The following is a 23,908-nucleotide window of genomic DNA, read 5'->3' as shown; positions in this document are numbered from 1 at the left end:
TCGGCCCGGACTATACCCCTTACGGGCACCGCGTAGCGCTTGGCGTCCGGCGTTTCAGGGATTGCTGACCGCCGTGGTCAAGAACTGGCGGACCCGCTTCAGGAAGGCGTCAGGTTGTTCCCAGTAGAGCATGTGCCCGGCGTTCGCGAAGCGCGCGAACTGCGCATTCGCAAAGACGTTGGCGTACTCCAGCGCGACCGCCTCGCGCTTGTAGTCGCACTCGCCGCGAAGGATGAGCACCGGGGTGAGGTTCTGGCGCAGCGACGGCCTGGGATCCTGTGTCTGCGCCCGCAGCGAACGACCGGTCATACGGTTCGACCAGAAGCCGTAGCCAGCGGAACTCACGTCGATGTCGCGCGGATCGCAGACGGCGAGCGGTAGGTAGAAGGTGTTCGCGACCTTGTCGAAGAGCGAACCCAGCTCCCACTCACTCGCGAAGCGAACTGCTGCGCCAGGATTGATCTCGGCCAACAGTAGGGCGGTCATCAGGCGGGGCGTCTCGACCAGTCTCGCGAACCCCTCAGCTTGCTCAGACGTTAGTCGTTCATCCAAGCCGCCGTCCCCGCCTGGCACCCAACTCGGGTGATACATCGGACCGGCGCCGGAGAATACGGCGGCGGCGACATGCTGTGGGTGTCGAGCCATGTATCCGGCGCCCATCGAGGCGCCCCAGGAGGAGCCGATCAGGATGATCTGCTCGGCGCCGATCCTGTGGTAGATGCCGTCGAGGTCCGTGAGGTGGCGTTCGAGAGTGTAGTCGTGGATGTCGTCGAGTCGTGCGGAGAGGCCGCCGCCGACTTGGTCGTAGAAGTAGACGTCGTAGCCGTCCTCGCTGAGTCGTCCGATGGCCTCGACGGTGGGCTGGAGCGAGACGCTGTATCCACCGGGCCCGCCGTGCAGGAAAACGATCGGGTGGGCTCGCTTCCTCCCACGCCCATCGACTTTACGCACCGCTACCCGGGACCCGCTCGCCAGGGGCCACACCTCGACGTCGCCGGGTAGGTGGATGGCGAATTGCTGATCTACTGGAATCAGTGGCGTCAGGATAGTGGCGCGCAACGTCATGAGTAGCACGACGGTTCCCACGCCACCTATGCCGAGTGCCCAGGAGTGGTGCCGCGTCACACCGCCGATCCACAGCGACAGACGAGATCCGAGGTAGGTGGCCGCTAGCCAGGCGAGCGTCGCCGCTGCGATCAGAAGGGCCGGGGTGTCGGTGACCGACGCCGCGGTGAGGCCTGCTGCCGCGAACGCCACGGCGCCGAGCGGAGGTGTCAGGAGTAGGCCGAGCGCACAGGCTAGGCGGCGGGCGCCACGAGGCGTTGGCGGATGCTCGGCGACGGCAGTCACATCCGTCTCAAGCCTGCAGGGTCGAGCGCGCGAGCATCGGTCTCGCACGAAGGGCGTCGTACGCGGCGTCGAGGGTGCGTGCGAGGTCCGACGCCAGCTCCCGATTTAGATCATCGAATACGGCGATGGCCTGCGTGCAGCGTGCCTGCACCTTCGCCGCCTCACGCTTGCCCTTGCGGGTGAGGGAGAACACGCGTCGCCGACCGTCGTTCTCGTCCGCGCGGCTGCTGATCATGCCGAGCGAGTTCAGTAGCGAAGTTCGTTGCGCGGTGAGCTGGTGCGACTCGCGCAACGCCTTGGCGATCTCGACCAGCGAGGCTGACCCTTCGTGATGGAGGTAGAGCAGCGTCGAGACGGACCGGGCCGGGATCACGACGCCGGCCGCTTGGAGAAATTCGTCACCCTGCTGGCCGATCAATTCGGCTAGGCGTTGTGCTCGTGCCCCGACGAATGCGTCGCTCAAAGGTAGTTCGAGGAAGAAGGGATGGTCGGTCATGCTCGCCGGCTAATATACAAGTAGTTGCGCAATATATTGCATATCTGGCGCGAGGACCGCAAGGCCGAGCCAGGCATCGTCGGCTGCTTGGCCCGTGATGGCGCCGCGCAGAGGTGCCCCTTCGGATAAGCGGGTATGGTGATGGGATTCCATCGACAAGAATCGATTCAACCGAAAACCATGAGCAATCAACGCCAAGACACAGCGCCCCCCGTGGTGGAGACGCCCTACGCACTCCTCACCCTGCGCAAGCGCGAAGAGCGCCGCCTGCGAGCCGGCCATCTATGGGTGTTCAGCAACGAGGTGGACACGCGCACGACATCGCTGAAGGACTTTGCACCGGGTGACCCCGTGACCGTGGTGGGGTCCAGCGGGCGCTTCCTGGGCCATGGGTACGTCAACCCGCGGTCGCTCATCGCGGCCCGCGTGCTCAGCCGTGACCCCGGCGTGCTGCCCAACGAGGCGTTGCTCGGCGCGCGGCTGCGCCAGGCCGTCGCGTTGCGTGAGGGCTGGCTGCGTCAGGCGCGCTGGGGCCGCCTCGTCCACGGCGAGGGGGATCTGCTGCCAGGGTTGGTGGTGGATCGCTTCGACGACCTCCTCGTCGGGCAGGTGACCACCGCGGGTATGGCGAGATGGCAGGACACGCTCGCCCACCTTTTGCGCGACATCGTGCCCGGCGTGAAGGCGCTGCGATGGGCCAACGATACGGCTGTTCGGGACTTGGAAGGACTTCCACGCGAGTCGTGCATGGGCTTCGGTGAGCTACCGGATCAGCTCACGGTGGAGGAGGGCGACGCGCGCTTCGAACTGCCGGGTGGCGGCGGCCAGAAAACCGGCTGGTACTACGACCAACGCCGCAACCGCGAGCGCCTGCTGCCGATGATCCAGCCAGGGCACCGCGTGTTGGACGTGTTCAGCTACGTCGGCGCATGGGGCATCCGCGCCGCGCTGGCCGGCGCTGGCCCGGTCACCTGCGTCGACAGCTCGGCGCCGGCGCTCGCTGCCGTGGCGCACAACGCGGCCCTCAACGGGGTGGAGGTGCAGGCCCGCCAGGGGGACGCCGCCGGGGTGCTCAAGGCCCTCGCCGGAGAAGGCCAACGCTTCGATGTGATCGTGCTCGATCCCCCCGCCCTGATCCCGCGGCGCAAGGACATCGAGGCGGGCACCAAGGCCTACTGGCAGCTCAACGAACTCGCGATGCGCTTGCTGGCAGACGACGGGCTCCTGGTGAGTTGCTCCTGCTCCCATCACCTGACCGAGGAGTCCCTGCTTCGCGTGGTGGCCGGTTGTGCCAGGCACCAGCATCGAGATTTACAGGTGTTGATGCGCGGCGAGCAGGCGCCGGACCACCCGGTGCATCCGGCGATCGAGCAGAGCCGGTACCTGAAGGCCCTCTACTGCCGCGTAAGCGCCCGAAAAAATCCGTGAGGCCGCGCTACAATCGCGCGTCATGATCAAGTACCCGGAATTCGACCCCGTCGCCATCGCCCTCGGGCCGATCAAGGTGCGTTGGTACGGCCTCACCTACATCCTCGGCTTCCTCGCCTGCTGGCTGCTCCTGCGCTACCGCGCCCTGCGCAGCGACGGGCGTTGGACCGTGCAGCACGTGGAGGAGATCATCTTCTACGGCATGCTCGGCGTGCTGCTCGGCGGCCGCCTGGGCTACGTGCTGTTCTATGGCACGGAGACCTTCCTCCAGGATCCGCTCTACCTGTTCCGAATCTGGGACGGGGGCATGTCTTTCCACGGCGGCATCTCCGGCGTGGCGGTGGCGATGTACCTGTTCGGCCGCCGGGCGGGCAAGAGCTTTCTCGAAGTCACCGATTTCATGGTGCCCGCGGTGCCGCCGGGGCTGTTCTTCGGGCGCATGGGTAACTTCATCAACGGCGAGCTGTGGGGCGGCGAGACCACCTTGCCCTGGGGCTTCGAGGTGAACGGCGTGGTGCTGCACCCCTCGCAGCTCTACGAAGCAGCCCTCGAGGGCGTGTTGCTGTTCATCATCGTGTGGGTGTACTCCTCCCGCCCCCGAGCAACGGGCGCGGTGAGCGGTGTCATGCTGGCGGGCTACGCGGTGTTCCGCATGCTCGTGGAGTTCGTGCGTACGCCAGATGCGCACCTGGGCGACGACGGTTACCTGGCCTTCGGTTGGGTCACCATGGGGCAGGTGCTCAGCCTACCTATGCTGATCATTGGGCTATGGCTGTTCCTGCGGGCGCGTCAATCGCCTGAAGCCACCGCCGCAGAAGGGGGGCGCTGAGCGTGCGTGCTTATCTGGATTTGCTGCGCCACGTGCTCCAGGAAGGAGCGCGCAAGGACGACCGTACGGGCACGGGTACGCTCAGCGTGTTCGGCCATCAAATGCGCTTCGATCTCAGCGAGGGCTTCCCGCTGGTCACGACCAAGCGCGTGCACCTGCGCTCGATCATCCACGAGCTGCTCTGGTTCCTGAAGGGTGAGACCAACATCGCCTACCTGCGGGACAACGGCGTGAGCATCTGGGACGAGTGGGCCGACGAGCAGGGCGAGCTCGGCCCCGTGTACGGTCGTCAGTGGCGCAGCTGGCCCACCGCTGACGGTGGCGACGTGGATCAGATCGCCCGCGTCGTGCAGCAGCTGCGAGAGAGTCCTGACTCGCGGCGCATCATCGTCAGCGCGTGGAACGTGGGCGAGCTCGATCAGATGGCCTTGATGCCCTGCCACGCCCTATTCCAGTTCTACGTGGCAGAAGGCCGCCTGTCGTGCCAGCTCTACCAGCGCAGCTGTGACCTCTTCCTCGGCGTGCCCTTCAACATCGCCTCCTACGCGCTGCTCACGCATATGCTGGCCCAGCAATGCGATCTGCACGTGGGGGAGTTCGTATGGACCGGTGGCGACTGCCACCTCTACCTCAACCACCTCGACCAGGTGCGCAGGCAGCTGGAACGCGAGCCCTTCCCGCCGCCGAAGCTGTTGATCAATCGCCGGCCGCCCACCATCTTCGACTACGCTTACGAGGACTTCGCCGTACGTGACTACCAAAGCCATCCGCCGATCAGCGCACCGGTGGCGGTGTGACGATGGCGCGATCGACCGGGCCAGGCACGCGCCTGCTGACCAAGTCCCAGGTGGCCAAGCTGATCGACATGCCCGCCGTGATGGAGGCCGTGGAGTCAGCGCTCGTGGCGCACGCACGCGGGCAAACGCAGATGCCACCGAAGGTATACCTCGAGTTCGCCAATCACATGGGCGATCTGCGCGCGATGCCCGCGCTGGTGGGGGAGCGGGCAGGGGTGAAGTGGATCAACTCGCACCCTAACAACCCGCTTCGCTTTCATCTGCCCACCGTGCGCGGTGTCTATCTGCTGAGCGACCCCGCCAACGGCGATCTCCTGTCGATGATGGATGCGACGTTGATCACCGCCCTGCGTACGGGTGCGTCCGCCGGCTTGGCCACTCGCGTGCTCGCGCGCGGCGACGCCCGTACGGTAGGCATCATCGGTTGTGGGGCTCAGGCGCCCTATTTGCTGAGTGCTGTGCTGGCCGCGCGGACGCCGATGCGCATCCTGGTCACGGACCGGGACGAGGAGAAGGCACAGGTACTTGCGGCTTCCGTAGGTGCGGAAGCGGTCGCCCTGGAGGCGGCGGCGGCCTGCGACATCGTGTGCACAGCGACGCCCTCGCGCGAGCCCCTCGTGCGGCGGGAGTGGTTGCAGCCGGGGGCCCACATCAACGCGATGGGGGCTGATGCCCACGGTAAGCAGGAGCTGCAGACGCAGATCCTGCGCGATGCCCACGTCTTTGTGGACGACGTGGTGCAAGCGCAAGGCAGCGGCGAGGTCAACGTGCCCCTCGCCCGCGAGGAGCTGGCGAGCAGCGATATCGCCGGCACCCTCGGCGCCGTGCTCGCCGGCGATACGGCCGGGCGGCTCAACGAGGAGGACATCACGGTGTTCGATTCCACCGGCCTCGCCATTCAGGATGTGGCCGTGGCGGCCTTGGCCTACGAGCGGGCCGTGGCCCAGGGTGTGGGCACGGAGCTCGACTTCTTCGCCTGACTCGTTAGCGAACCATCGAGCCCCCATGCTCGAGACCCAACGGGGCTGGCGGGCGCTACGCCTGGTATCACAGGCGGATGAGCGCCACCAGCTTGGGTCGGGACACGGTCAATAACAAACAGGATCGCCTAGAAGTCCTCAAAGTCGTCGGACTCGTTCTGACGTTGCAGACGATTCACCTGCTCTTCCCAATCCTTCGGTGGCGGTTGCTCCGGCGCCGCGCCGCCTCCGACTGCGCGTGATGCGGTTTGCTGCAACGCGGGGCTCGCCCATACGTTGCGTATGCTGCCCGAGGCCTGACGTCGGCATCCAAACTTTGCAGCCGCTTCCGTCGCATCGGGTTCGAACAGCGCCTTGGAGAACCGCCGGCACGCGCTGCGCGCTCGAATGCCCAACCCGCGAAGGTCCTGGATGCAGACACGTATGTCCCGCTCGCAACGACGGCGCTCATCTGAACCGGCAGCTCCGTAGGAGCAACTCCGCTCGAGCAGGCACTCGGCCTCCGTCCGCGTCAAGGTGGCCTTCTCAGCATTCGGCGGGGGACTGGCGCCGCATCCCTGAGGCCCGGCGATGAGGGCTCGCGCGGCGGGCGTGAAGGCTGCTTGCAGCGATCTGCAGGCCGCCAGGGCGGTGCGGGTGCCAAAGTCCACCGGTTCGCCCTTCGCTTCGCTTTCCACTTCGCTCATGCACGTGAGCAAGGTGCCCTCACAGCCGTTGCCCTGTCCGAGCCCGGCGCCTGCCGAGCACACACGCTCTAGCCAGCAAAAACGTTCGCTTCCGCTACGGCCTTGAACGGACAAGAAGCTGACCACGCCCCTCACTTCCGGCGCGGAGAACATCTGCGTCGCCGTCTCTTGTGCGAGTACCGCTGGACCCGCGAGGACGAGGAGCACCCCTGCTTGCCTGAGTGCCTTGCCGGTGCCGCCGATCAAGGCTTCACCCATTGACAGTCCTTACCCCCTGCTGCGGCCACGGCACCGAACACGTCATTCGCCATCAGGCCGCACTTGCAGACGAGTCCTGCGTCCGCGGGGCGAGGACCGCATTTCTGTCCGTCCGCATTCCAGACCGGATTAGTGTTGACGGCAGCGCCGTCCTGGAAACGAATGGGAGCCCGCACTTCGGGGCCGGCAGGGATGCCACTGGAACCCGACTCAGGCGGCGAGTTCGAGCCGCGAACAGAGCCGTTGAGCACCTCATTGTTCACGAGCCGCACGGCGCGCTCCCAGTGAGGGTAGAGCACACCGTCGCCGCCGCTGCGCCGCGCGCCGATGACGATAGCGAGTATCTCCGCGGCCGTGGGTGGCGGTCGACCGTAAGTCTGGACCGTTTGATTGCCGAGGCCTCTGAAAACGCGGAACTCGCGATCGCGTTGGTCTTTCAGTTGTTCTAGCTTCTCGCGAATCGTTGCGGCCACATCAGGATCGCTGATCGCTCTGACTTGTTGCTGGTGCGCGCGGTACTTGCGGTTGAGTTCGTCGAATCGCTGGCGCTCCTGTGGGGTCATAGCCGCTTGCACGTCGCCGGGGGAGATCGTCAGGGAACTCGCCTGCAACATGGCGTTGGTGGGCGTGGTGGCGTGACTGAGTGCTGCCATTGCGGTGACAACGAGGCTGGCGAGAAGAATCCGTTTGCGCATGTGGTGCGTCCTGTGCCCGCGGCGAGGTGAAGACTCTGCGATGATGATTCGCCCAACGCCCAACCGGTGTCATTTGGCAATGCAGCACCAAGATGCGTGTTGTGGCCTGTTGCCAACCGGCCCGGCCTCCGCGTCTCCGGTCTGGGGTTCACGATATGCGGGTAGCGGCGCTGAGAGTGGCGGGGCGCACAAGTTCTAGAGCGCCATGCTCGGCGGTCGCTGCAAACGCAGTGGTGCCATGGCCTCGTGCATGGGGCCCGCTCAGTTGAGGCACTGCATTCCTCGCCCGAACCAAATGCGCTCCCCGCACCTCAAAGGCTGAGGCTCAACACTGACGGCCGGTACCCCGTGCCGCCCGCCGCGGGGTGATACCATCGCGCCCCGATCTGCCCGCAAGCCGCCAACCCTCTGGACTTTATGTCCTGCTAGCTCGAGGCAACTGAAAAATGAACAAGCAAGAATTCCAGGGCGCCCGTTCCCCTCGCGCCCGCTGGCTAGGCGCTCTGCTCGCGTTGCTCCCGCTGCTGGCCGCGCACGCGGCGCGGCCCGTGGATCCGCCCTCGGTGGAGCTCACCCGCGGCACCAACAACGTGGTGGCCGCCACCATCCTGGACAAGCCGAACCTCACGCACATCAAGTTGCGGGTGGATGCGCTGCTCAGTGGCACGGCGGAAGAGCAGGAGTTTGCCGTGCGCGCGGAGGAGGGCGCGTTCGGTGATCTGGTGATCGGTCGACGCTATCTCGTCGCCTTTACGCGCGTAGGGTCCAACGATCAATTCCGCGACGCGAAGTTCCTCGATCCGGAGGGGCCGCGAGCGCTGAAGCTGCGTGGTGGACGCGTCTGGACCGTCTTCCCGGACACTCCCGCCCTGCGCTTCTTGTTCAACCGTGCCCGGGGTGATGACCAGCCCAGCAACCGAGAGCGTTTGGACGCGGTGTTGACCCTGATCGCCGACGGCGGTGTGCGCAACCAGGCGCTCGCGATCGAAGAACTCTACGTGCGCAACGAGCTCGGCCCCGTCTTCGAGGACGAGGACATCGACGTGATCAAGGCCGCCTTGTCGCAGCCCGATCTGCCCGTCCAGCTGCGTCAGTTCCTGATGGATGCGGCGGCGAAGTTCCCCGCAGGCCCCACCGCCCCGTGGTTGCACGAAGAACACCGCAAGGTGTTGCTGCGATCGGGCCCGACGTTGGATCTGGTGAGCGCGCAAGCCCTCCTGGCCGTCACTGCCCTGAAGGGGCTGGCGGCGAATAACGATACGAAGGACCTTCCGGTGGTGCTGCCGATGCTGGGATCGAACTCCCCTGGCGTGGTGCGAGAGGCCTTGGCTGCGGCTCACGCGATGGATCCGCCGGCTACCTTGGCTGCGGTGCAGCAGCAGTTGGAGAGCGTGATGTTCGAGGAAGGGGTAAATGGGGTGACGCGCCGGCTGCTGGAGCGCTACCTCCTGGGAGAGCTCGGCGTGATCGAAAACGACGACGCTCGCTGACTCCACTCACCACCCCCTCAGGATGGCGCACCGCAGCGCGCGCCATCCTGATTCCCCACCACGTTCCCACATCAGCTGATCGCCAGCTGCAGATTGCGCCCACTGCAGACGGCGACGGCAATGCCCGACAGTTGATCCTTACCGTCATTTGTCCAGCGCTGCGGCGATCCTCGAAGAGCCGTGGTTTCAGAGGAAACCACCGAGGTGGTATCAGCCGCGACAGCCAAAAGCCGAAACCGTCGCGATATCTAGCACTTACTTCAAGCTAATAATTTGCATAGCTCTTGCAAAGCGAGCCCCACGGTAGGGAACCCGCGTTGGCGTGGTGCGTTTCGTGCGCTCCATCGCGGGTTATTGTCGCGCTGCGGAAATATGTCTGCGACTTATTGTCGCAGGTAGGAATGCCGCTCATTCAGGGCGTTCGCCCATCGGTGCCTTGGCATAAGTCGATGGGTTGGTTTTTGCTCCCAGTGCGCCGTATAGTCCGGTCACCCAGCGGTAGGCCACAACACGCAAAACGCATGTCTACCTGCTGGCAAATTCATAACGACCAGGGGGTCAACACATGAACCGCTACGGCATTGCAGCCTCTGCGGGCATCGCAGCACTCGCGCTCAGCACCAGCGCTGCGTTCGCGGCAGACACCACCACCGGCGACCTGAGAATGTCCTCGCGACACGCTCACACCGGTGCGATGACGATTCAGGACCTGCAGGCTCTCCAGGGCCCGCAGCGCAGCGGCGGCGCGCCCGCTTCTGTTCCCAACCAGCTCGGCAAGACCACCTTCTCTCGCCAGCTGACCGACCTGGTGCAGGACGCCCTGGTCGATCCCGCTCACAACCCCGTGCTCGCTCCGGCCCTGAGCCTGAGCTTCGACGGCCCGTCCAGCGACGACAACAGCGCGCTGTTCGGCTTCCGCATCCAGCCGCCCGACACCAACGGTGACGTGGGTCGCGACTTCGTCGTGAGCTACATCAACCTGACCTGGTCGTACTACGACAAGGCCGGCAACCTCGTCGGCGGTCCCTTCGCTGGTAACAGCTTCTGGGCCGGCTTCGGCGGTGCTTGTGAAGCCAACAACAACGGCGACCCGATCATCATCTACGACGAAGACGTTGGTCGTTGGGTGTTCAACCAGTTTGCTCCGTTCTCCGGGGTGCAGTGTTTCGCCATCTCCGACGGTGAAGATCCGGCCGGTCCGTACACCCTGTACGAGTTCGTGGTCGAGCCCGACGCGTTCAACGATTACCCGAAGGTTGGCGTTTGGGCCAGCGCCGACGGTTCTCAGAGCGCTTACACCTACACCGGTCGTAACTTCATCCCGCAGGGCAGCCCCGCTTTCGCGCGTGACATCACTGCCGTGCTGTTCGATCGCGACGCGATGCTCGCTGGTGGCGCCGCTGGTTTCACCACCGTGGTCGCACCCGGTGGTTTCGTAACCTACGACGGCCTCCAGCCGGGTTCCGTGCAGGCGCTCTCCGACGCGCCGGCCGACGCCTGCCCGCTGTTCTCCGTGGCTGAAGCACCTGCTACCTACCGCTTCTTCGAGTTCTGCGAGAACTTCCCGGGTGCAGGTACCCTCACCACGCTGCCGACCGTCTCCGTTCCGGCCTTCGACGACAACCTGAACGACGTGCCGCAGCCCGGTGGTGACAACCTCGACACCCTGGCGTTCTTCACCATGTACCGTTCCAACCACGCTGTGATCAACGGTCAGCACCAGCTGGCTATGTCGCACACGGTGGACGCCGGTGGCGACCGCGGCGGCATGCGTTGGGCCATCCTCGACGTTGACGACTACAACAACATCTCGATCATCGACACCGGCACCCAGGCGCCGAACGATGGCTTCGAGCGTTGGATGGGTTCCGTGGCGCTGGACACCGTGGGTAACCTCGGCCTGGCCTACACCCGTGGCGGCAACGGCGACTTCACGAGCGTCTACGTGACCGGTCGTGAGACCACCGATCCGGCTGGCACCGTGCAGCAGGAAGTCGAGTGTGTGCAGGGTACGGGTTCGCAGACCGGTGGCGGCGGCCGCTGGGGTGACTACTCCTCCACGAGCCTCGACCCCGTCGACGGTTGCACCTTCTGGACCTTCCAGGAGTACGTGGCCGAGACCGGTAGCTTCGAGTGGAACACCCGTGTGTGTGCTTGGAACTTCCCGAGCTGCACCGGCGTGACCCCCACCGACTTCACCCTGGCTCCGGCTGATCCGGGTGTTGCTGGTACCGACAACGACTTCGACACCAGCAACGGCTCAGCCAACAGCGGTGTTGTGCTCTACATCGGCGGCGCAGCCGGCTCCACGGCGATCACGCTCGGCGCTTGCTCCACCACCGTTGATCTGGCCAACGCTCGCCTGATCGGCTTCACCCGCGCTGACGGCGCTGGTAACGCTACCATCACGCGCACGATCCCCGGCGGCGCCGCGGGTCGCACGATCCTGGCCCAGGCCGTGGATCTGAGTGCTTGTGAGACCTCGAACGTCACTTCGCAGACGTTCTAAGGCACCTAACCCCGCTGCGGCGGGGATAGTCGCCTGACCGATAAGGCGGGAGCTTCGGCTCCCGCCTTATTTTTTTCTGCTCCTCGCCGATACAGCGCCCATGGAATCGCCCATCGACCTCTTCGTCAGTGCCTTCGTCACGTTCTTCCTGCTGATCGACGCGATCGGCATGTCGCCCGTGTTCGTGACCTTGACCGCCGCGGGAGACGCGGCCTATCGCCGTCGTACGGCGGTGGTGGCGGTGCTGGTGGCGTCGATGGTGATCTTCGCCTTCGCCCTGGGCGGGCGCTGGCTCCTCGACCATATGGGCATCTCCATCCATTCGTTCCGTATGGCCGGCGGCGCGTTGTTGTTCCTCATCGCCTTGGAGATGGTGTTCGAGAAGCGCACGGAACGCCGTGAGGAGCGTGCCCACGACGTGCAGGAGCACGCTCAGGAGGCCTCGGATCCCGCCCCCGATGTGTCCGTGTTCCCCCTGGGTATTCCCATGCTGGCGGGGCCGGGCGTGATCGTCTCCGTGATGGTGTTCATGACCGAGCACCCGGGGCTGCTCGCGCATGCGGTGGTGCTGTCGGCGGTGGTGGCCAACATGGTCCTGGCGCTCGCCATCTTCCTGCTCGCCATTCCGTTGTTGAAAGCGCTCGGGGATAGCGTGGTCGGTGCCTTGACCCGGATTCTCGGCGTGCTGCTCTGCGCGCTCGCGATCGAGATGCTGGTGGTGGGCACCAAGGGTGCGTTCAACCTCTAGCCCCGTTGCCTAGCTGGCCTCGTATCCAAGTACCGTATCGTCTTCGCCGAATACACCCGTTAGTTAGTGTTTTCTGCGGGTTACGCGCCGCGTAGCATCTTCCCGTGTGGAGTTGCGAAGAGCTCCGACGGGGCGTGATACTTGCGTGCTTTTTCTGCGTCAGCATGGGGATGTGTAGCACCCTGCGCGTAGGAGAAGCTTCAAATGGTGTCGACTCGATCCGTCGCGGCCCCGCGTCTGAGGGCGCCCGTCTTTCTGCTGACCCTGCTGGTGAGTCTCGCCGTTGGCTTGAGCACGGCAGCCCCACGCCAGCGCGGGGCGATCAGCCCGGTGCCAGCGCCCGCCTTCACCCACGCCGGGGCCGAGGACTGGCTGAACAGCGATCCCCTCACCCTCGAGTCCCTGCGCGGCAAGGTGGTGCTGGTGGACTTCTGGGCCTTCGAGTGCTGGAACTGCTACCGCTCCTTCCCCTGGCTGAACGGTCTCGAGGGTGAGTTCGAGGAGCAGGGCCTGCAGGTGATCGGCATACACGCGCCGGAGTTCGAGCGCGAGCGGCACCGGGCGGCCGTGGCGGCCAAGGCGCGTGAGTTCGAACTGCACCATCCGCTCATGATCGACAACGACTTCAGCTACTGGCGCGCCCTCGGCAATCGCTACTGGCCCACCTACTACTTGATCGACAAGCGAGGTCGCGTTCGCTACCGGTTCATCGGCGAGACCCACGCCGGGTCGGAACAGGCTCGCCAGGTGGAGCGCGCCGTGAGGGCCCTGCTGGCCGAGCCGGCCTGAGACTTCCTCGTGGGTCGGTGGGCCTGCGGCGCTGCGCCGCCGCCTGCGAAGCGGGCGCGGTTCCTAGGCCGCAAGGCACGGCCGTGCAATACTCAGCGGCTTTGGGAACGGCCGTTCTGTGCTCGCCTACGGGCGCTGCTACATAACCCGGCGTCATCCGGCGACAAGAGGCGGCCGCTCCCGTTGCATTTACCGTTGACGCGGAAGATCTGAGCGGAGCTAAGCGGCCCCCGTGAGCAGTCTCGACAGGCTCGCCGAAGCCTGTGGCATCCAGCCCGATTACTTCGACTACCAGGGCCGTCATTGCATCGTGTCTGCGGACACGAAGGCTGCCTTGCTGCGCGCCATGGGCGTGAACGTCGATGATGAGCAGGCGATCAACGCCGAGCTCGACCGGCTTGCCCTGCAGCCTTGGCGGGATGCCCTGCGCCCGGCGATCGTGCTGCGCGAACACGCCCGTCCCCTGGTGCCCGTGCGCCTCTCGGCGAAGCACTGCGAGGCGCCCATCACCTGGGGCATCGCTCTGGAGAACGGTGAGTATCGCGAAGGCGTCGTGTCCTTCAGCGAACGAAGCCCCAAAGCGGTGCGTGAAGTCGATGGCGTCGAGCATCGCCAGTATCTTCTGCAGCTACCCCTCGACCTCGCCCCCGGCTACCACGATTTTCGCCTGCGTTCGGAAGACGGCGAGCTCGATGTCTCCTCCCGCCTGATCATCGCGCCGGAAACGGGCTATGGCCCCGAGGAGGTCACGCGCGACGAGCACACCTTCGGCGTGGGGCTGCAGCTCTACACGCTGCGCTCGCGCGAGAATTGGGGCATCGGTGACCTTGGTGACCTGCGTCGCCTGGCCCCCGCCCTGCGCGATGCGGGGGCGGACTACATCGGCCTCAACCCGCTGCACTCGCTCTACCCGCACCGCCCCGAGCACTCGAGCCCCTACAGCCCGTCGAGCCGCGCCATGCTCAACGCGCTGTATATCGATATTCCGGCCGTGCCCGAGTTCGATCAGTGCGAGCAGGCCCAACAGCTCGCCGCCAGCGATGACTTCAAGGCCGAACTCGCGCAGGCGCGCGAAGCCACCCACGTGGACTACGAACGGGTGGCGCGGCTGAAGCTCGAGGTGCTCGAGCGGATGTTCGCCTACTTCAATACGACCCACATCCAGCGCGGCAGCGGCCGCGCGCTCGCGATGCAGAACTTCGTGGCGGAGATGGGCGAGCCCTTGGTGCACCAGGTGCTCTACGACGCCCTGGCCGAGCACTTCAAGGCGCAGGATCCGCAGAGCGTGGGCTGGCAGAGCTGGCCGGAAGCGTTCCACGAACCCAAGTCTCCGGCCGTGGCCGACTTCGCTTCTGCGCGCAGCTCGCGCGTTCGCTTCTTCGAGTACCTGCAGTGGCTGGCGGACGAGCAACTGGGCCTCGCCCAGCAGTCCGTGTTGAGCGCGGGCATGAACGTTGGCTTGTACCGTGATCTCGCCGTGGGCGCCGACCCCGGGGGGGCGGAATCCTGGGGGGAGCAAGCGCTGTACTGCTTCGACGCGAGTGTCGGTGCACCACCGGATCGCCTCGCCCTGCAGGGGCAGGACTGGGGCGCGCCCCCGATCCATCCCCTGCGCCTCGCCGAGCGCGCCTACCGTGACTTCACCACCCTCATTCGCGCCAACATGCGCCACTGCGGTGCACTGCGCATCGATCACGTGATGTCCCTGATGCGTTTGTGGTGGGTGCCCGCCGGCAAGTCTGCCCTCGAGGGTGCCTACGTGCGCTACCCCATGGAGGACATGCTCGGCATCCTGGCCCTGGAGAGTCGACGCAACGAGTGCATGGTGATTGGGGAAGACCTCGGCACGGTGCCTGATGAAATTCGTGGCCCCCTGCGTACCGCGGGCATCTACTCCTACCGGGTGCTCTACTTCGAGAAGTCCAACGACCAGGAGTTCTTGCTGCCGGGGGCCTATCGGGATCAGGCTCTGGCCACGCCCACCACCCACGACTTGCCCACCCTGTGGGGATGGTGGGAAGGACACGACCTCGCCCTGCGCGATGAGTTGCGCCTCTTTCCCGACGAGCAGATCCGTGAAGAGAGCTATCGCGAGCGAGAGCTCGATCGCGAGCGCATTCTGCGCGCTCTCGAGACCGAAGGACTACTGCCCCAGGGTTGGTCCGTGGCGAGCGCCGGGTCGCCCATCGACTATCCGCTCCTCAGTGCCCTTATCGAGTTCTTAGGTAGGAGTCACTCGGCGCTGCTTACGATCGCGCCGGAGGATCTGCTGGAGATCCGCGATCCGGTGAACGTGCCGGGCACCTGCCTCGAGTACCGCAACTGGTCACGCAAGCTGACGGCCGATTGGGAGGACTGGCTCTCGAGCGACCGGGTGGCGCGTGTGCTCGAACGTCTCTGCGCGGCTCGCGCCCGCGCTTCCCTGAGGCGCCTGCGGCCCTGATCGCCATGCTGGAGGCGCTAATGGATTTCGCGCTTACCTTCGCCCTTCCGGTGATGCTGGCGGCGGGCTTCGTCTGGCTCGCAAGTGCTGTCTCGTGGATGGCCCTGCCGCATCACATCGGCGAGTACCGACCGGTAAAGGACGAGGAGGCCTTCGCGCGGGCCATCCGGCGTCAGTCTTTGCGCCGCGGTCAGTACCTCTTGCCACACCTCGAGCGCTGGGAAGATGCGTCCACGCCCGAGGGTCGCGAACGCTTCGTCGCAGGTCCCGTCGCCTTCTTGACGATCTTGCCCAATCGCGTGCCATCGATCCGTCGTCACCTGTTGCTGACGCTTGCCCACTACACGCTCGTGTGCACGGCCATCGCTTGGGCGACGCAAACCTTTGTTCCCCTGGGCGCTTCCTATCATGCGGTGTTTCCGCCGGTCGCCGTGATGGCGCTGTTGGCGCACGGGTCCGCGCTTATTCCCGAAGCAATCTGGTACGGTAAGCCCTGGGGTAACGTGGTACGCGGCCTGGTCGATGCGGTCGTGTTCGCGCTGCTCACGGCAGGAGCGATGGCCGCTATGTGGCCGCCCGCCCCGTAGGGTTTCAAGCGCGACAACTTGCAACGTGGAGAGCGTTGGCGTGAGTTTGAAGGATCAGGTCGACAAGGCGATGCCGGGCTGGGAGCGTTGGTACCCAAGCCTGTTCGATGCCGCCGTGGATCTCGGCATCCTGCGCGCGCGCAGGTGCGATCCTTCCTCGCTGCTGCTGACCAATCGGCACGCGCGGATACGCGAGGAAGCCGAGGCGATGCACCGCGATCGGTGGGGTGGGGACTTCTCCAACGCCGATGCGATTCCGAGTTTGGAAAGCAAACGCACGGTGCGCAAGAAGAAGAAAGCGAAGCCCGCCGCCCATAAGGGTAAGGCGCGCGTGAAGGTCACGCCGCGGGGGCCCGGCGGCGATCGACGCCGCTGACGAGCGCCTGGCGCTAGCCGTCGTCGCCAGCGATTACCATCGCCACGGCCACCATTGCGAACAGCTCTGCCCCCACGGCCGTCAGGCCGATCCGCAACGCCTCGCCGGTGACGAACACGGCCCCGCCCACGAGCGCGTAAGGCAGCACCTGTAGCAGGCCGACGACGACCACGCCCACCACGATCGCCCAAGCCTGTCGCAGCACCATGCCCGCACCCACCCCGAAGGCGATGAGCGCCAGGCAGAGGTGCAGGCCCTTGCCCGCCCCCGTGAGCCAGGCGTTCGCCTGATCCCCCAGCGACACCGTTGTGAGCCAGCCCGCCGCCGCCAGCAAGGCGACGCCCAGTACCGGTGCGATCTGGCGCATCGGCGCGCGCAGGAGGGCACGCTCGATTCGGTTGTAGACGATCAACGCATGCTCGAGCGGCGAGGCCAGGTCGTCCATCATGGCGCTGCTAAGGCCTCGTGCTCGTGGTCATCATCGTCGTCGCTAGCCTCGCTGTCGTGGACCACGAAGGTGGCGTCGGGCAGGGAGTTGAAGCGGGTTTTTGTCGCCGCCGTGTAGGCGCCCATCTGGTGCCCGACCAGGAGATCACCGATGGCGAGCTCTGGCAAATCGATCTGTTCGGCCACCATGTCGATGCTGTCGCACGTGGGGCCGGCAATCATGCTCGGCGTGGTGGGGCCATCGCGAAAGACCTGCAGGGGGTACACGGTGGCATCGAAGATCTGGCCGCTGTAGGAGCCGTAGGCGCCGTCGTCGACGAAGTACCAGCGCAGGCCGGCGCGGGAGCTGCGCCCGGCGATCGTGGTCACGCTGCGCACCGTGGGGGCCACCAGGCAACGTCCGGGTTCGGCCATCAGATGCCATTCGCTCGGCAGCTTGCGCAGGGCCCGACGGATGGGGCGACAGAAGGCGTGCAGGTCGAGGCCTTGCAGCCGGTAGTCCGCCGGGAAGCCGCCGCCGATGTCGAGGGTGGCCAGGGGCGAAGATACCTGTTCGTTGAGGGCAAGCATCAGCGCTGCACAGGCCTCGATGGCCTCCACGTGCTTGGCCGCATCGGGCACCTGGGAGCCGACGTGAAAGGAGAGGCCGCGGATGTGCAGGCCGAGCTCGCCCGCCGCCTGCACCATCTCGCTCACCTCTTCCGGCGCGCAGCCAAACTTACGTGACAGGTCGACCCGCGCGCTGGGCGCGCGGAAGCTGACCCGCAGCAACACACCGACGCGCTTGCGGTAGGGCACGAGCTTGCGCAGCTCATCGAGGTTATCGACTACGAAGGTGGTGGCCCCGAAGCGTAGAGCGTCGCGGATCTCGCGGTCCTTCTTCACCGGGTGCGTGTGGATCGTCCGCCGCCCGGAGATGCGCAGGTCGAGCAGCAGGTCCATCTCGCCGGCGGAGGCGACGTCGAAGCCGGCTCCCAGTGCGTCGAGGGTGCGCACGATGTGCTCGTTAGGGTGTGCCTTGACCGCGTAGTAGAGATCGACGCCGGGCAGGGCGGCGGCCAGCAACTGGTATTGGCGCTGCAGCACGCTCGGGTCGAACACCAGCAACGGTGAACCGTGGGCCTCGACCAGGGCCTCGAGGGGCGCGCGCTCCTCGGGCCGATCGCCGGTCAGGAGCGTGCGATCGGAAAGATCAGGTGTCGTTGCCACGCAGGCTCTGCTCCACGTAACGCGGCAGGGCGAAGCTGCCAAGGTGGACGTCCGGCGTGTAGTAGCGGGTGTCGAGTCCCGCCGCGGCCATGCGGGTGGCCAAGGTGTCGTGGTCGACCTGGCGCAGGCTGGGGTCGTCCGAGCCCCACGCGAAGGTCATGATGCCGCCGTAGTAGGTAGGCACGGCGGCGCTGTAGAAGGTGTGATCGGCGAACACCGGCGTCATGCGCTCGTGCGTTGTGCGCACCTCGTCAAGCTGGAAGAAGGCGACGCCGTTTTGCGTCACCACCACGCCACCCGGGTTCAGGCAGCGCTTACACGCGCTGTAGAAGTCCTGGGTGAAGAGCGCCTCACCCGGGCCGATTGGATCCGTGCTATCGGAGATGATGACGTCGAAGCGCTCCTCGGCGGTGCGCACGTAGTCGAGGCCATCGGCGATCACCAGGTGGAATCGAGGATCATCGAAGGCACCCGCCGAGTGGTTGGGCAACCACTGCTTGGACATCTCGATGACCTTCTCGTCGATCTCCACCTGCACGATCCGCTCGACATCGCCATGGCGGCAGACCTCGCGCAACATGCCGCCGTCGCCACCGCCGACGATGAGCACGGAGCGCGCTTTGCCGTGGGCCAGGATGGGCACGTGGGTGAGCATCTCGTGGTAGATGAACTCGTCCGCTTCTGTGGTCTGCACGATGCCGTCGAGGGTCATGACCCGACCCAGCACGGCGTTGTGGAAGATCATCAGGTGCTGCTGGCCCGTGCCGCTCTCGAAGTACACCTTGTCGATGCGCATCTCCTGGGAGAGCGCGTCGTAGAGCGTTTCGCGAAAGTGCTTCATTCGGCGTCTTTCGTCACGATGCCGCGCATGTGTTCACCCACTTCTGTTCGTGAGGGGGTGAACGCGCGCTTCAGGACGTCGATCGCCTTCAGGGGCTTAGCGTCGCCACACATGAACACGTCGAAGGCGGCAAAGTCGCGCTCGGGCCAGGTGTGGACGCTGATATGGGATTCGGCAAGCACTGCCACGCCGGAGATGCCTCCGTTGGGCGTGAAGTGATGCAGGTGTATGTGCAGGAGGGTGGCGCCGGCGGCTTCTACAGCATCGCGCAGGGCGGTCTCCATGTGGTCGAGTTCATCGAGGCGGGTGGCGCCCCACAGGTCGGCGATCAGGTGTGTGCCGGCAAACTCGACGCCGTCACGTTGAATGAAGTGATCGGCAGTGGTGGTGGTGTCGCGGGATTGTTCGTGGGTGGGCCATCCCGGGCGGTCAGCGAAGGCAACGACGGAATTTTGCGCCATTTGAGGCACCTCCTAATCGAGGAACAAAGGGTGGTTTGGATCGACACGCCCTTGCACCTCTAGTCAGGAGGCAGCGTGCCGTCAGCGGACTAACATAAAAACCCCGACGGTTTCTGCGGATCGCAAAATTCTAGGGGCTTTCCCCCGAAATGCAAGCGTGTGCAGCGCCAGCGTTTGTGCCGTAGATCACGTTTTACCGGCTGGGGAGTACCGCGGCTGGGGGACGGGCACGGGGGATGACGGCGAAGCAGTCGAGATCTTCCGCGAACACCAGGTTGCCCCGCCACCGACGGCGGATGCTCTGTTGTGAGGCCAACTCGTGGCCTTCGGTGCGGCGCATGCGGTGGGATAGCACGAGCAGATCGGGATCCGTATCCGCCGCTAGTTGACCAATCATCGACGGTGGCATGTGCAAGCTGCGAGCGCCACGGCCGGCGCTGTCGGTGATCGCGTGATGGGCGACGAGGAGCTCCGTATCGCTGCCCGCCAGGAGGCGCAGGCGATCGTTGCGGTTGGTGGTGTCGCCGGTGAACACCACCGTCGCCTCACCGATATCCACCCGGTAGGCGATCGCGGGGATCGGTCCGTGATGCACGGCGATCGCGGCGACGGCGATGTCGCGCCCCTCACCGAACTGACCCGTCCACCGCGCCTCGCTCTCACCGTCGAGGGTGAGGGGGGTGATCGCGTAGTCGCCGCGTTGCGTGTCCAGGTAGTCATCGAGGTAGGGCCACGCGCCGTCGCTCGCCAGCAGGCGGCGGGTGAAGGAGTCGAGGTCTGCGGTGAAACGCGAACCGGACGGGCCCAGTACGGGGAGATCACGCTTGCGTCGGCCGAAGTAGGACGCCTTGAGGAGGGCGGCGAGATCCAGGCTGTGATCGATGTGCAGGTGGGTGAGGGCGATCACGTCGAGATCTTCGAAGCGAGCGCCCGCCTGATTGAAGCGTAAGGCGACGCCACCGCCGGCATCGACCAGCACGCGGGCGACGCCGTCGTGCCACAGGAGATAGCCCGAGGATGCGCGACCAGACGCCAGTTCCGGGCCACCGGAGCCGAGCACCTGCAGCCATACGCCCGGCGCGCGGCAATCGTCGGCGAGGCTTGGCTGAGTCATGAGCGCGATGCCGAGGGCGATGAGCACGCGGAGGGGACGGGGCAAGCTCACGGAATCTCCTCGAGTGCCAACGGAACGGTTAGGTCGCCGGAGCCGCTACTTGATGGCGAGAAAGCCCTCGAAGCTGATGTACTTCATGACGGTCATGACATCCACGAAGCCCGCCCGCTCCAGCAACCCTAAGTTGCCCGCCGTGGAAAAGGGTTCCAGCACGCCCTTCAGGCTGCGCGACTTGGCCACGATCTCATCACCGCTGTAGCCCTGCTCCAGCTTGTAGTCGGCGTAGAGGCCGCTCGCGATGTCCTGAAAGCGCGCGTCGGGGGCCCGTACCTTTTCGAACAGAATGAAGGCGCCGCCCCAGTTGAGCGCCTCGAAGACGCGATCGAAGATCACCTGGCGCCAGCGGGGGCGTACGAACTGCATGGTGTAGCAGGCGACGATCAGGTCGGCGGGCTCGAGCGTGACATCGAGGAGATCGGCTTCGATCAGCTCCACCGCGGGTTGCTCCGCGCAGCGCTCCCGGGCGCGCGTGATCATGCCCGTCTCGCTGTCGATGCCGATGACCTTCACCTGCTTGGCCGCGTTGCGTTCGGCCAGGGTGGCACAGAGGCTACCGGTGCTGCAGCCGAGGTCGTAGCAGCGCGATCCGGGCCCGAGGAAATAGTCGGAGAGGGCGCCGATCAGGGCGTGGGTTTGACCGTAGAGTGGGACGGAGCGCGCCACGTGCTCGTCGAAGCGCTCGCTGACGCCATCGCCGAAGGTCCAGGCGGCGTTGGCGGCTTCTATAATGTCGCCCACGTTTTTCATCGCGAGTCCTCGATGGCGGCTGGGACCTGACAGGTCCCGGTTGGCCAGAAGTTGCCTATGGTGCCACCGTTTTGTTCCGAGCATGAGGCGCAAGCCCTGAAGGCTGCCGCCGCCGGTACGCCCCTGCAGGCCGTCCTGCCGACGCTGCTGGCCCAGGCGGATGCGGCCTGTGCGCCCGGCGTGCACGGCGACCTCGCCCGCTGGGGCGATGCCTTGGCATCGCTGCCGCCGGCGCAGGCGAGCGACATCGACCTGGCCCGTCCGGTCATTCGCCTCGGCCAGGAGGCGGATCTGGCGGACGCTGCCGCGCGCGAGCAACTCGAACGCTGCCTCGAGGCCTTCGTGCCCTGGCGCAAGGGGCCCTTCGAGCTGTTCGGCGTGACCCTGGACACGGAATGGCGCTGCGACCTCAAGTGGGACCGTGTGCGCGAGGCCTGCGCGCCCTTGGCCGGGCGCCGCGTGCTCGACGTAGGCTGCGGCAATGGCTACTACGCTTTGCGCATGCTCGCCGATGATCCCGCCTGGGTGCTGGGCCTGGACCCCTACCTGCTCTACGCCATGCAGTACCGGCTCCTACGCCACTACCTGGGGCACGAACCCCGCCTGCACCTGTTGCCGCTGCCCCTGGAGGCGCTACCCGAGGAGAGCCTTCGCTGCTTCGATTCGGTGTTCTCCATGGGGGTGCTCTACCATCGACGCTCGCCGATGGATCATCTCCAGGCCCTGCGCCGCACCCTGGCGCCCGGCGGTGAGCTGATCCTGGAGACCCTGGTGATCGAGGGAGGAATGAACGAGGTGCTGGTGCCCGAGGGCCGCTACGCGAGCATGCGTAACGTCTGGTTCCTGCCGAGCGTGGCGAGCCTTCAGAGCTGGCTGCGCAAGGCGGGCCTGCGCGAGCCGCAGCTGATCGACCTCACGCCCACGACACCGCAGGAGCAGCGCAGTACGCGGTGGATGCCATTCCGCTCCCTGAGCGATTTCCTCGATGCGGACGATCCCTCGCGCACCGTCGAAGGGCACCCGGCGCCCCTGCGCGCCGTGGTGCTGGCCAAGGCGCCATGAGCGAGCCGACCCTGCACATCGCCACCTTCTACCGCTTCGTCGAATTGCCCGACTACGCATCTTTGCGCGAACCCCTCCTGGCCGAGAGCCACGCTCGGGGGATCACCGGCACCGTGCTCCTCGCCGATGAGGGGATCAACGCCACCCTGGCCGGCAGCCGCGAGGCGCTCGAGGGCCTTCTGCAATGGTTAGGTAAGAGATCAGCCCTCGCGGGGCTCGCACCGCGCTGGTCGACGGCGCCCGCGTCGCCCTTCCGCAAGATGAAGGTCAAGCTGCGACGGGAAATCGTGACCCTCGGCGTGTCGGGTATTACGCCGGGCAAGCGCACGGGCGCGCACGTGCCCCCGAGCGAGTGGAACGCCCTGATCCGCGATCCCCAGACGCTGGTGGTGGATACGCGCAACCTCTACGAGACGGGCATCGGCAGCTTCGCCGGCGCCGTCGATCCGGGCACCCGCAACTTCCGCGAGTTCCCAGACTACGTGGCGCAGCAACTGGACCCTGAGGTGCACAAGCGCGTGGCGATGTTCTGCACGGGCGGTATTCGCTGCGAGAAGGCGAGCGCGCTGCTGTTGGACGCCGGCTTCGAAGATGTGTGCCAGCTCGAGGGCGGCATCCTCGCCTACCTGGACGAGGTGCCGGAAGCGGAGTCACTGTGGTGGGGCGAGTGCTTCGTCTTCGACGAGCGCGTCGCCGTGGACAACGCGCTTGCGCCGGGTAGCTACGGCCAGTGTTATGCATGCCGCCGCCCGGTGTCCGACGAGGACCGCCAGCACCTGCACTACGAGGCCGGCATCAGCTGCCCGGCGTGCTACGACGATCTCACCCCGGCCCAGCGCGCCTCCTTCGCCGAGCGCAAGCGTCAGCGCGACCTCGCCGCGGCGCGGGCCCAATCAGACGCTTGAGGGATCGCGCCCGATCCTAGAGGAAGATGTGTATGACCAGGCTGGTAGATGATTGGAAGGTGCGGGGTACGCTCGCCACGGCGTTGCTTGCGGTGGCGGCCGGCGGTGCGGGCGCCACGGATACGGACTGGCCCGCCTTCGGCAACGATCTTGCGAACGGCCGCTACAGCCAGCTCCAGCAACTCACCACAGACAACGTGGCGAACTTGCAGTTGGCCTGGCGCGTGGACACGGGCAAGCGTGGCAGCTTCCAGGCCACCCCCATCGTGCGCGACGGCGTGATGTACGTCTCCACGCCCTTCAATCACGTGCTCGCCCTGGACGCCGCCACGGGCGCGATCCGTTGGCGCTACGAGCACGAACTCACCACGAAGGAGTTCTGCTGCGGGCCGGCCAACCGCGGCGTTGCCGTCGCTCACGACCGCGTGTACATGGCCACGCTGGACGGTCAACTGGTGGCCCTGGATGCGGCCACGGGTCAGCTCGCCTGGCGCGCCCCGATCGTGGACGCGGAAGCGCGCAACGAGCAGGCCCAGGCGCGCGAGGCTTTAACACCACTGATCGGTGACAGCACCTTCAGCGGGGCGACGGTGACCGGGGG

The 23,908-nt window shown here is 66.0% G+C and carries 24 protein-coding genes; 14 read left to right on the top strand and 10 right to left on the bottom strand.

From position 1 onward, the window contains the following. Positions 1 to 54 precede the first annotated feature (54 nt). On the bottom strand, positions 55 to 1,350 hold the full coding sequence (locus tag AAF184_10595) for an alpha/beta fold hydrolase (GenBank protein MEO0422775.1): 1,296 nt from the start codon (positions 1,348 to 1,350) through the stop codon (positions 55 to 57). Positions 1,351 to 1,357: 7 nt separating this feature from the next. Then, positions 1,358 to 1,846 (bottom strand): hypothetical protein, encoded by a 489-nt coding sequence (locus tag AAF184_10590; GenBank protein MEO0422774.1) that lies wholly within the window; start codon positions 1,844 to 1,846, stop codon positions 1,358 to 1,360. 180 nt (positions 1,847 to 2,026) lie between these two features. On the opposite strand from AAF184_10590, the gene AAF184_10585 reads away from it, so the two are divergent. The 4 genes from AAF184_10585 to AAF184_10570 are packed head-to-tail and all read left to right on the top strand — an operon-like array spanning position 2,027 to position 5,880. Further along, the gene (locus AAF184_10585; GenBank protein ID MEO0422773.1) at positions 2,027 to 3,274 is read left to right on the top strand and encodes a class I SAM-dependent rRNA methyltransferase; all 1,248 of its coding nucleotides are present in this window, start codon (positions 2,027 to 2,029) and stop codon (positions 3,272 to 3,274) included. 22 nt (positions 3,275 to 3,296) lie between these two features. After that, positions 3,297 to 4,103, top strand: coding sequence for a prolipoprotein diacylglyceryl transferase (gene lgt / locus AAF184_10580; protein MEO0422772.1), 807 nt, complete (start codon positions 3,297 to 3,299; stop codon positions 4,101 to 4,103). A 2-nt stretch (positions 4,104 to 4,105) separates the two neighbouring features. Next, on the top strand, positions 4,106 to 4,900 hold the full coding sequence (gene thyA / locus AAF184_10575) for a thymidylate synthase (GenBank protein MEO0422771.1): 795 nt from the start codon (positions 4,106 to 4,108) through the stop codon (positions 4,898 to 4,900). A gap of 2 nt (positions 4,901 to 4,902) precedes the next feature. Then, entirely contained in the window at positions 4,903 to 5,880 is a 978-nt protein-coding gene (locus AAF184_10570) for an NAD(P)-binding domain-containing protein (GenBank protein MEO0422770.1), read from the top strand. 128 nt (positions 5,881 to 6,008) lie between these two features. Here the strand turns inward: AAF184_10570 and AAF184_10565 are convergent, their stop codons facing one another. Next, on the bottom strand, positions 6,009 to 6,824 hold the full coding sequence (locus tag AAF184_10565) for a hypothetical protein (protein MEO0422769.1): 816 nt from the start codon (positions 6,822 to 6,824) through the stop codon (positions 6,009 to 6,011). Continuing rightward, positions 6,809 to 7,519 carry a hypothetical protein gene (locus AAF184_10560; protein ID MEO0422768.1) on the bottom strand — a complete coding sequence of 237 codons (711 nt, stop codon included), beginning with the start codon at positions 7,517 to 7,519 and terminating at the stop codon, positions 6,809 to 6,811. Before AAF184_10560 ends, AAF184_10565 begins: the two co-directional genes overlap by 16 nt. A gap of 446 nt (positions 7,520 to 7,965) precedes the next feature. Between AAF184_10560 and AAF184_10555 the strand changes: the two genes are divergently transcribed. The 7 genes from AAF184_10555 (at position 7,966) to AAF184_10525 (ending at position 16,461) form a co-directional block, all read left to right on the top strand. After that, positions 7,966 to 9,009, top strand: coding sequence for a hypothetical protein (locus AAF184_10555; protein MEO0422767.1), 1,044 nt, complete (start codon positions 7,966 to 7,968; stop codon positions 9,007 to 9,009). Positions 9,010 to 9,574: 565 nt separating this feature from the next. Beyond that, positions 9,575 to 11,518 (top strand): hypothetical protein, encoded by a 1,944-nt coding sequence (locus AAF184_10550; GenBank protein ID MEO0422766.1) that lies wholly within the window; start codon positions 9,575 to 9,577, stop codon positions 11,516 to 11,518. A 100-nt stretch (positions 11,519 to 11,618) separates the two neighbouring features. Then, positions 11,619 to 12,266: a MarC family protein gene (locus AAF184_10545; GenBank protein ID MEO0422765.1), complete on the top strand. Its 648-nt coding sequence runs from the start codon at positions 11,619 to 11,621 to the stop codon at positions 12,264 to 12,266. 204 nt (positions 12,267 to 12,470) lie between these two features. Then, positions 12,471 to 13,055, top strand: a complete 585-nt coding sequence (locus tag AAF184_10540) for a redoxin domain-containing protein (protein ID MEO0422764.1) — start codon at positions 12,471 to 12,473, stop codon at positions 13,053 to 13,055. A 232-nt stretch (positions 13,056 to 13,287) separates the two neighbouring features. After that, positions 13,288 to 15,498, top strand: coding sequence for a 4-alpha-glucanotransferase (malQ, locus tag AAF184_10535; protein ID MEO0422763.1), 2,211 nt, complete (start codon positions 13,288 to 13,290; stop codon positions 15,496 to 15,498). A gap of 20 nt (positions 15,499 to 15,518) precedes the next feature. Next, a complete protein-coding gene (locus AAF184_10530; protein ID MEO0422762.1) occupies positions 15,519 to 16,085 on the top strand; it encodes a hypothetical protein in 567 nt (188 codons plus the stop codon). Between the two features lie 40 nt (positions 16,086 to 16,125). Next, entirely contained in the window at positions 16,126 to 16,461 is a 336-nt protein-coding gene (locus tag AAF184_10525; protein ID MEO0422761.1) for a hypothetical protein, read from the top strand. Between the two features lie 13 nt (positions 16,462 to 16,474). On the opposite strand, the gene AAF184_10520 is transcribed toward AAF184_10525, so the two are convergent. The 6 genes from AAF184_10520 to AAF184_10495 all read right to left on the bottom strand — a co-directional run bounded on the left by AAF184_10520 (position 16,475) and on the right by AAF184_10495 (position 21,340). Further along, the gene (locus AAF184_10520) at positions 16,475 to 16,909 is read right to left on the bottom strand and encodes a hypothetical protein (protein MEO0422760.1); all 435 of its coding nucleotides are present in this window, start codon (positions 16,907 to 16,909) and stop codon (positions 16,475 to 16,477) included. Further along, positions 16,906 to 18,117: a type III PLP-dependent enzyme gene (locus tag AAF184_10515; GenBank protein MEO0422759.1), complete on the bottom strand. Its 1,212-nt coding sequence runs from the start codon at positions 18,115 to 18,117 to the stop codon at positions 16,906 to 16,908. The genes AAF184_10520 and AAF184_10515 overlap by 4 nt, the downstream gene beginning before the upstream one ends. Beyond that, positions 18,101 to 18,958: a polyamine aminopropyltransferase gene (gene speE, locus AAF184_10510; GenBank protein MEO0422758.1), complete on the bottom strand. Its 858-nt coding sequence runs from the start codon at positions 18,956 to 18,958 to the stop codon at positions 18,101 to 18,103. Before speE ends, AAF184_10515 begins: the two co-directional genes overlap by 17 nt. Then, complete coding sequence (gene speD / locus AAF184_10505; protein ID MEO0422757.1) at positions 18,955 to 19,419, bottom strand: adenosylmethionine decarboxylase; 465 nt, start codon at positions 19,417 to 19,419, stop codon at positions 18,955 to 18,957. Before speD ends, speE begins: the two co-directional genes overlap by 4 nt. A 193-nt stretch (positions 19,420 to 19,612) precedes the next feature. Beyond that, the gene (locus AAF184_10500) at positions 19,613 to 20,584 is read right to left on the bottom strand and encodes an MBL fold metallo-hydrolase (GenBank protein ID MEO0422756.1); all 972 of its coding nucleotides are present in this window, start codon (positions 20,582 to 20,584) and stop codon (positions 19,613 to 19,615) included. Positions 20,585 to 20,629: 45 nt separating this feature from the next. Continuing rightward, on the bottom strand, positions 20,630 to 21,340 hold the full coding sequence (locus AAF184_10495) for a methyltransferase domain-containing protein (protein ID MEO0422755.1): 711 nt from the start codon (positions 21,338 to 21,340) through the stop codon (positions 20,630 to 20,632). Between the two features lie 57 nt (positions 21,341 to 21,397). On the opposite strand from AAF184_10495, the gene cmoB reads away from it, so the two are divergent. The 3 genes from cmoB to AAF184_10480 form a co-directional block, all read left to right on the top strand. Continuing rightward, a complete protein-coding gene (gene cmoB / locus AAF184_10490) occupies positions 21,398 to 22,402 on the top strand; it encodes a tRNA 5-methoxyuridine(34)/uridine 5-oxyacetic acid(34) synthase CmoB (GenBank protein MEO0422754.1) in 1,005 nt (334 codons plus the stop codon). Beyond that, positions 22,399 to 23,307, top strand: coding sequence for a rhodanese-related sulfurtransferase (locus AAF184_10485; protein ID MEO0422753.1), 909 nt, complete (start codon positions 22,399 to 22,401; stop codon positions 23,305 to 23,307). Before cmoB ends, AAF184_10485 begins: the two co-directional genes overlap by 4 nt. Before the next feature lie 32 nt (positions 23,308 to 23,339). Further along, on the top strand, positions 23,340 to 23,908 hold a 569-nt coding region (locus AAF184_10480; GenBank protein ID MEO0422752.1), incomplete at its 3' end, for a PQQ-binding-like beta-propeller repeat protein.

This window comes from Pseudomonadota bacterium (assembly GCA_039815145.1).
In the GTDB taxonomy this organism is placed as follows: Bacteria; Pseudomonadota; Gammaproteobacteria; order Steroidobacterales; family JBCBZW01; genus JBCBZW01.
The sequence above is the reverse complement of the archived record's forward strand: the minus strand, read 5'-3'. Positions and strand labels throughout refer to the sequence as shown.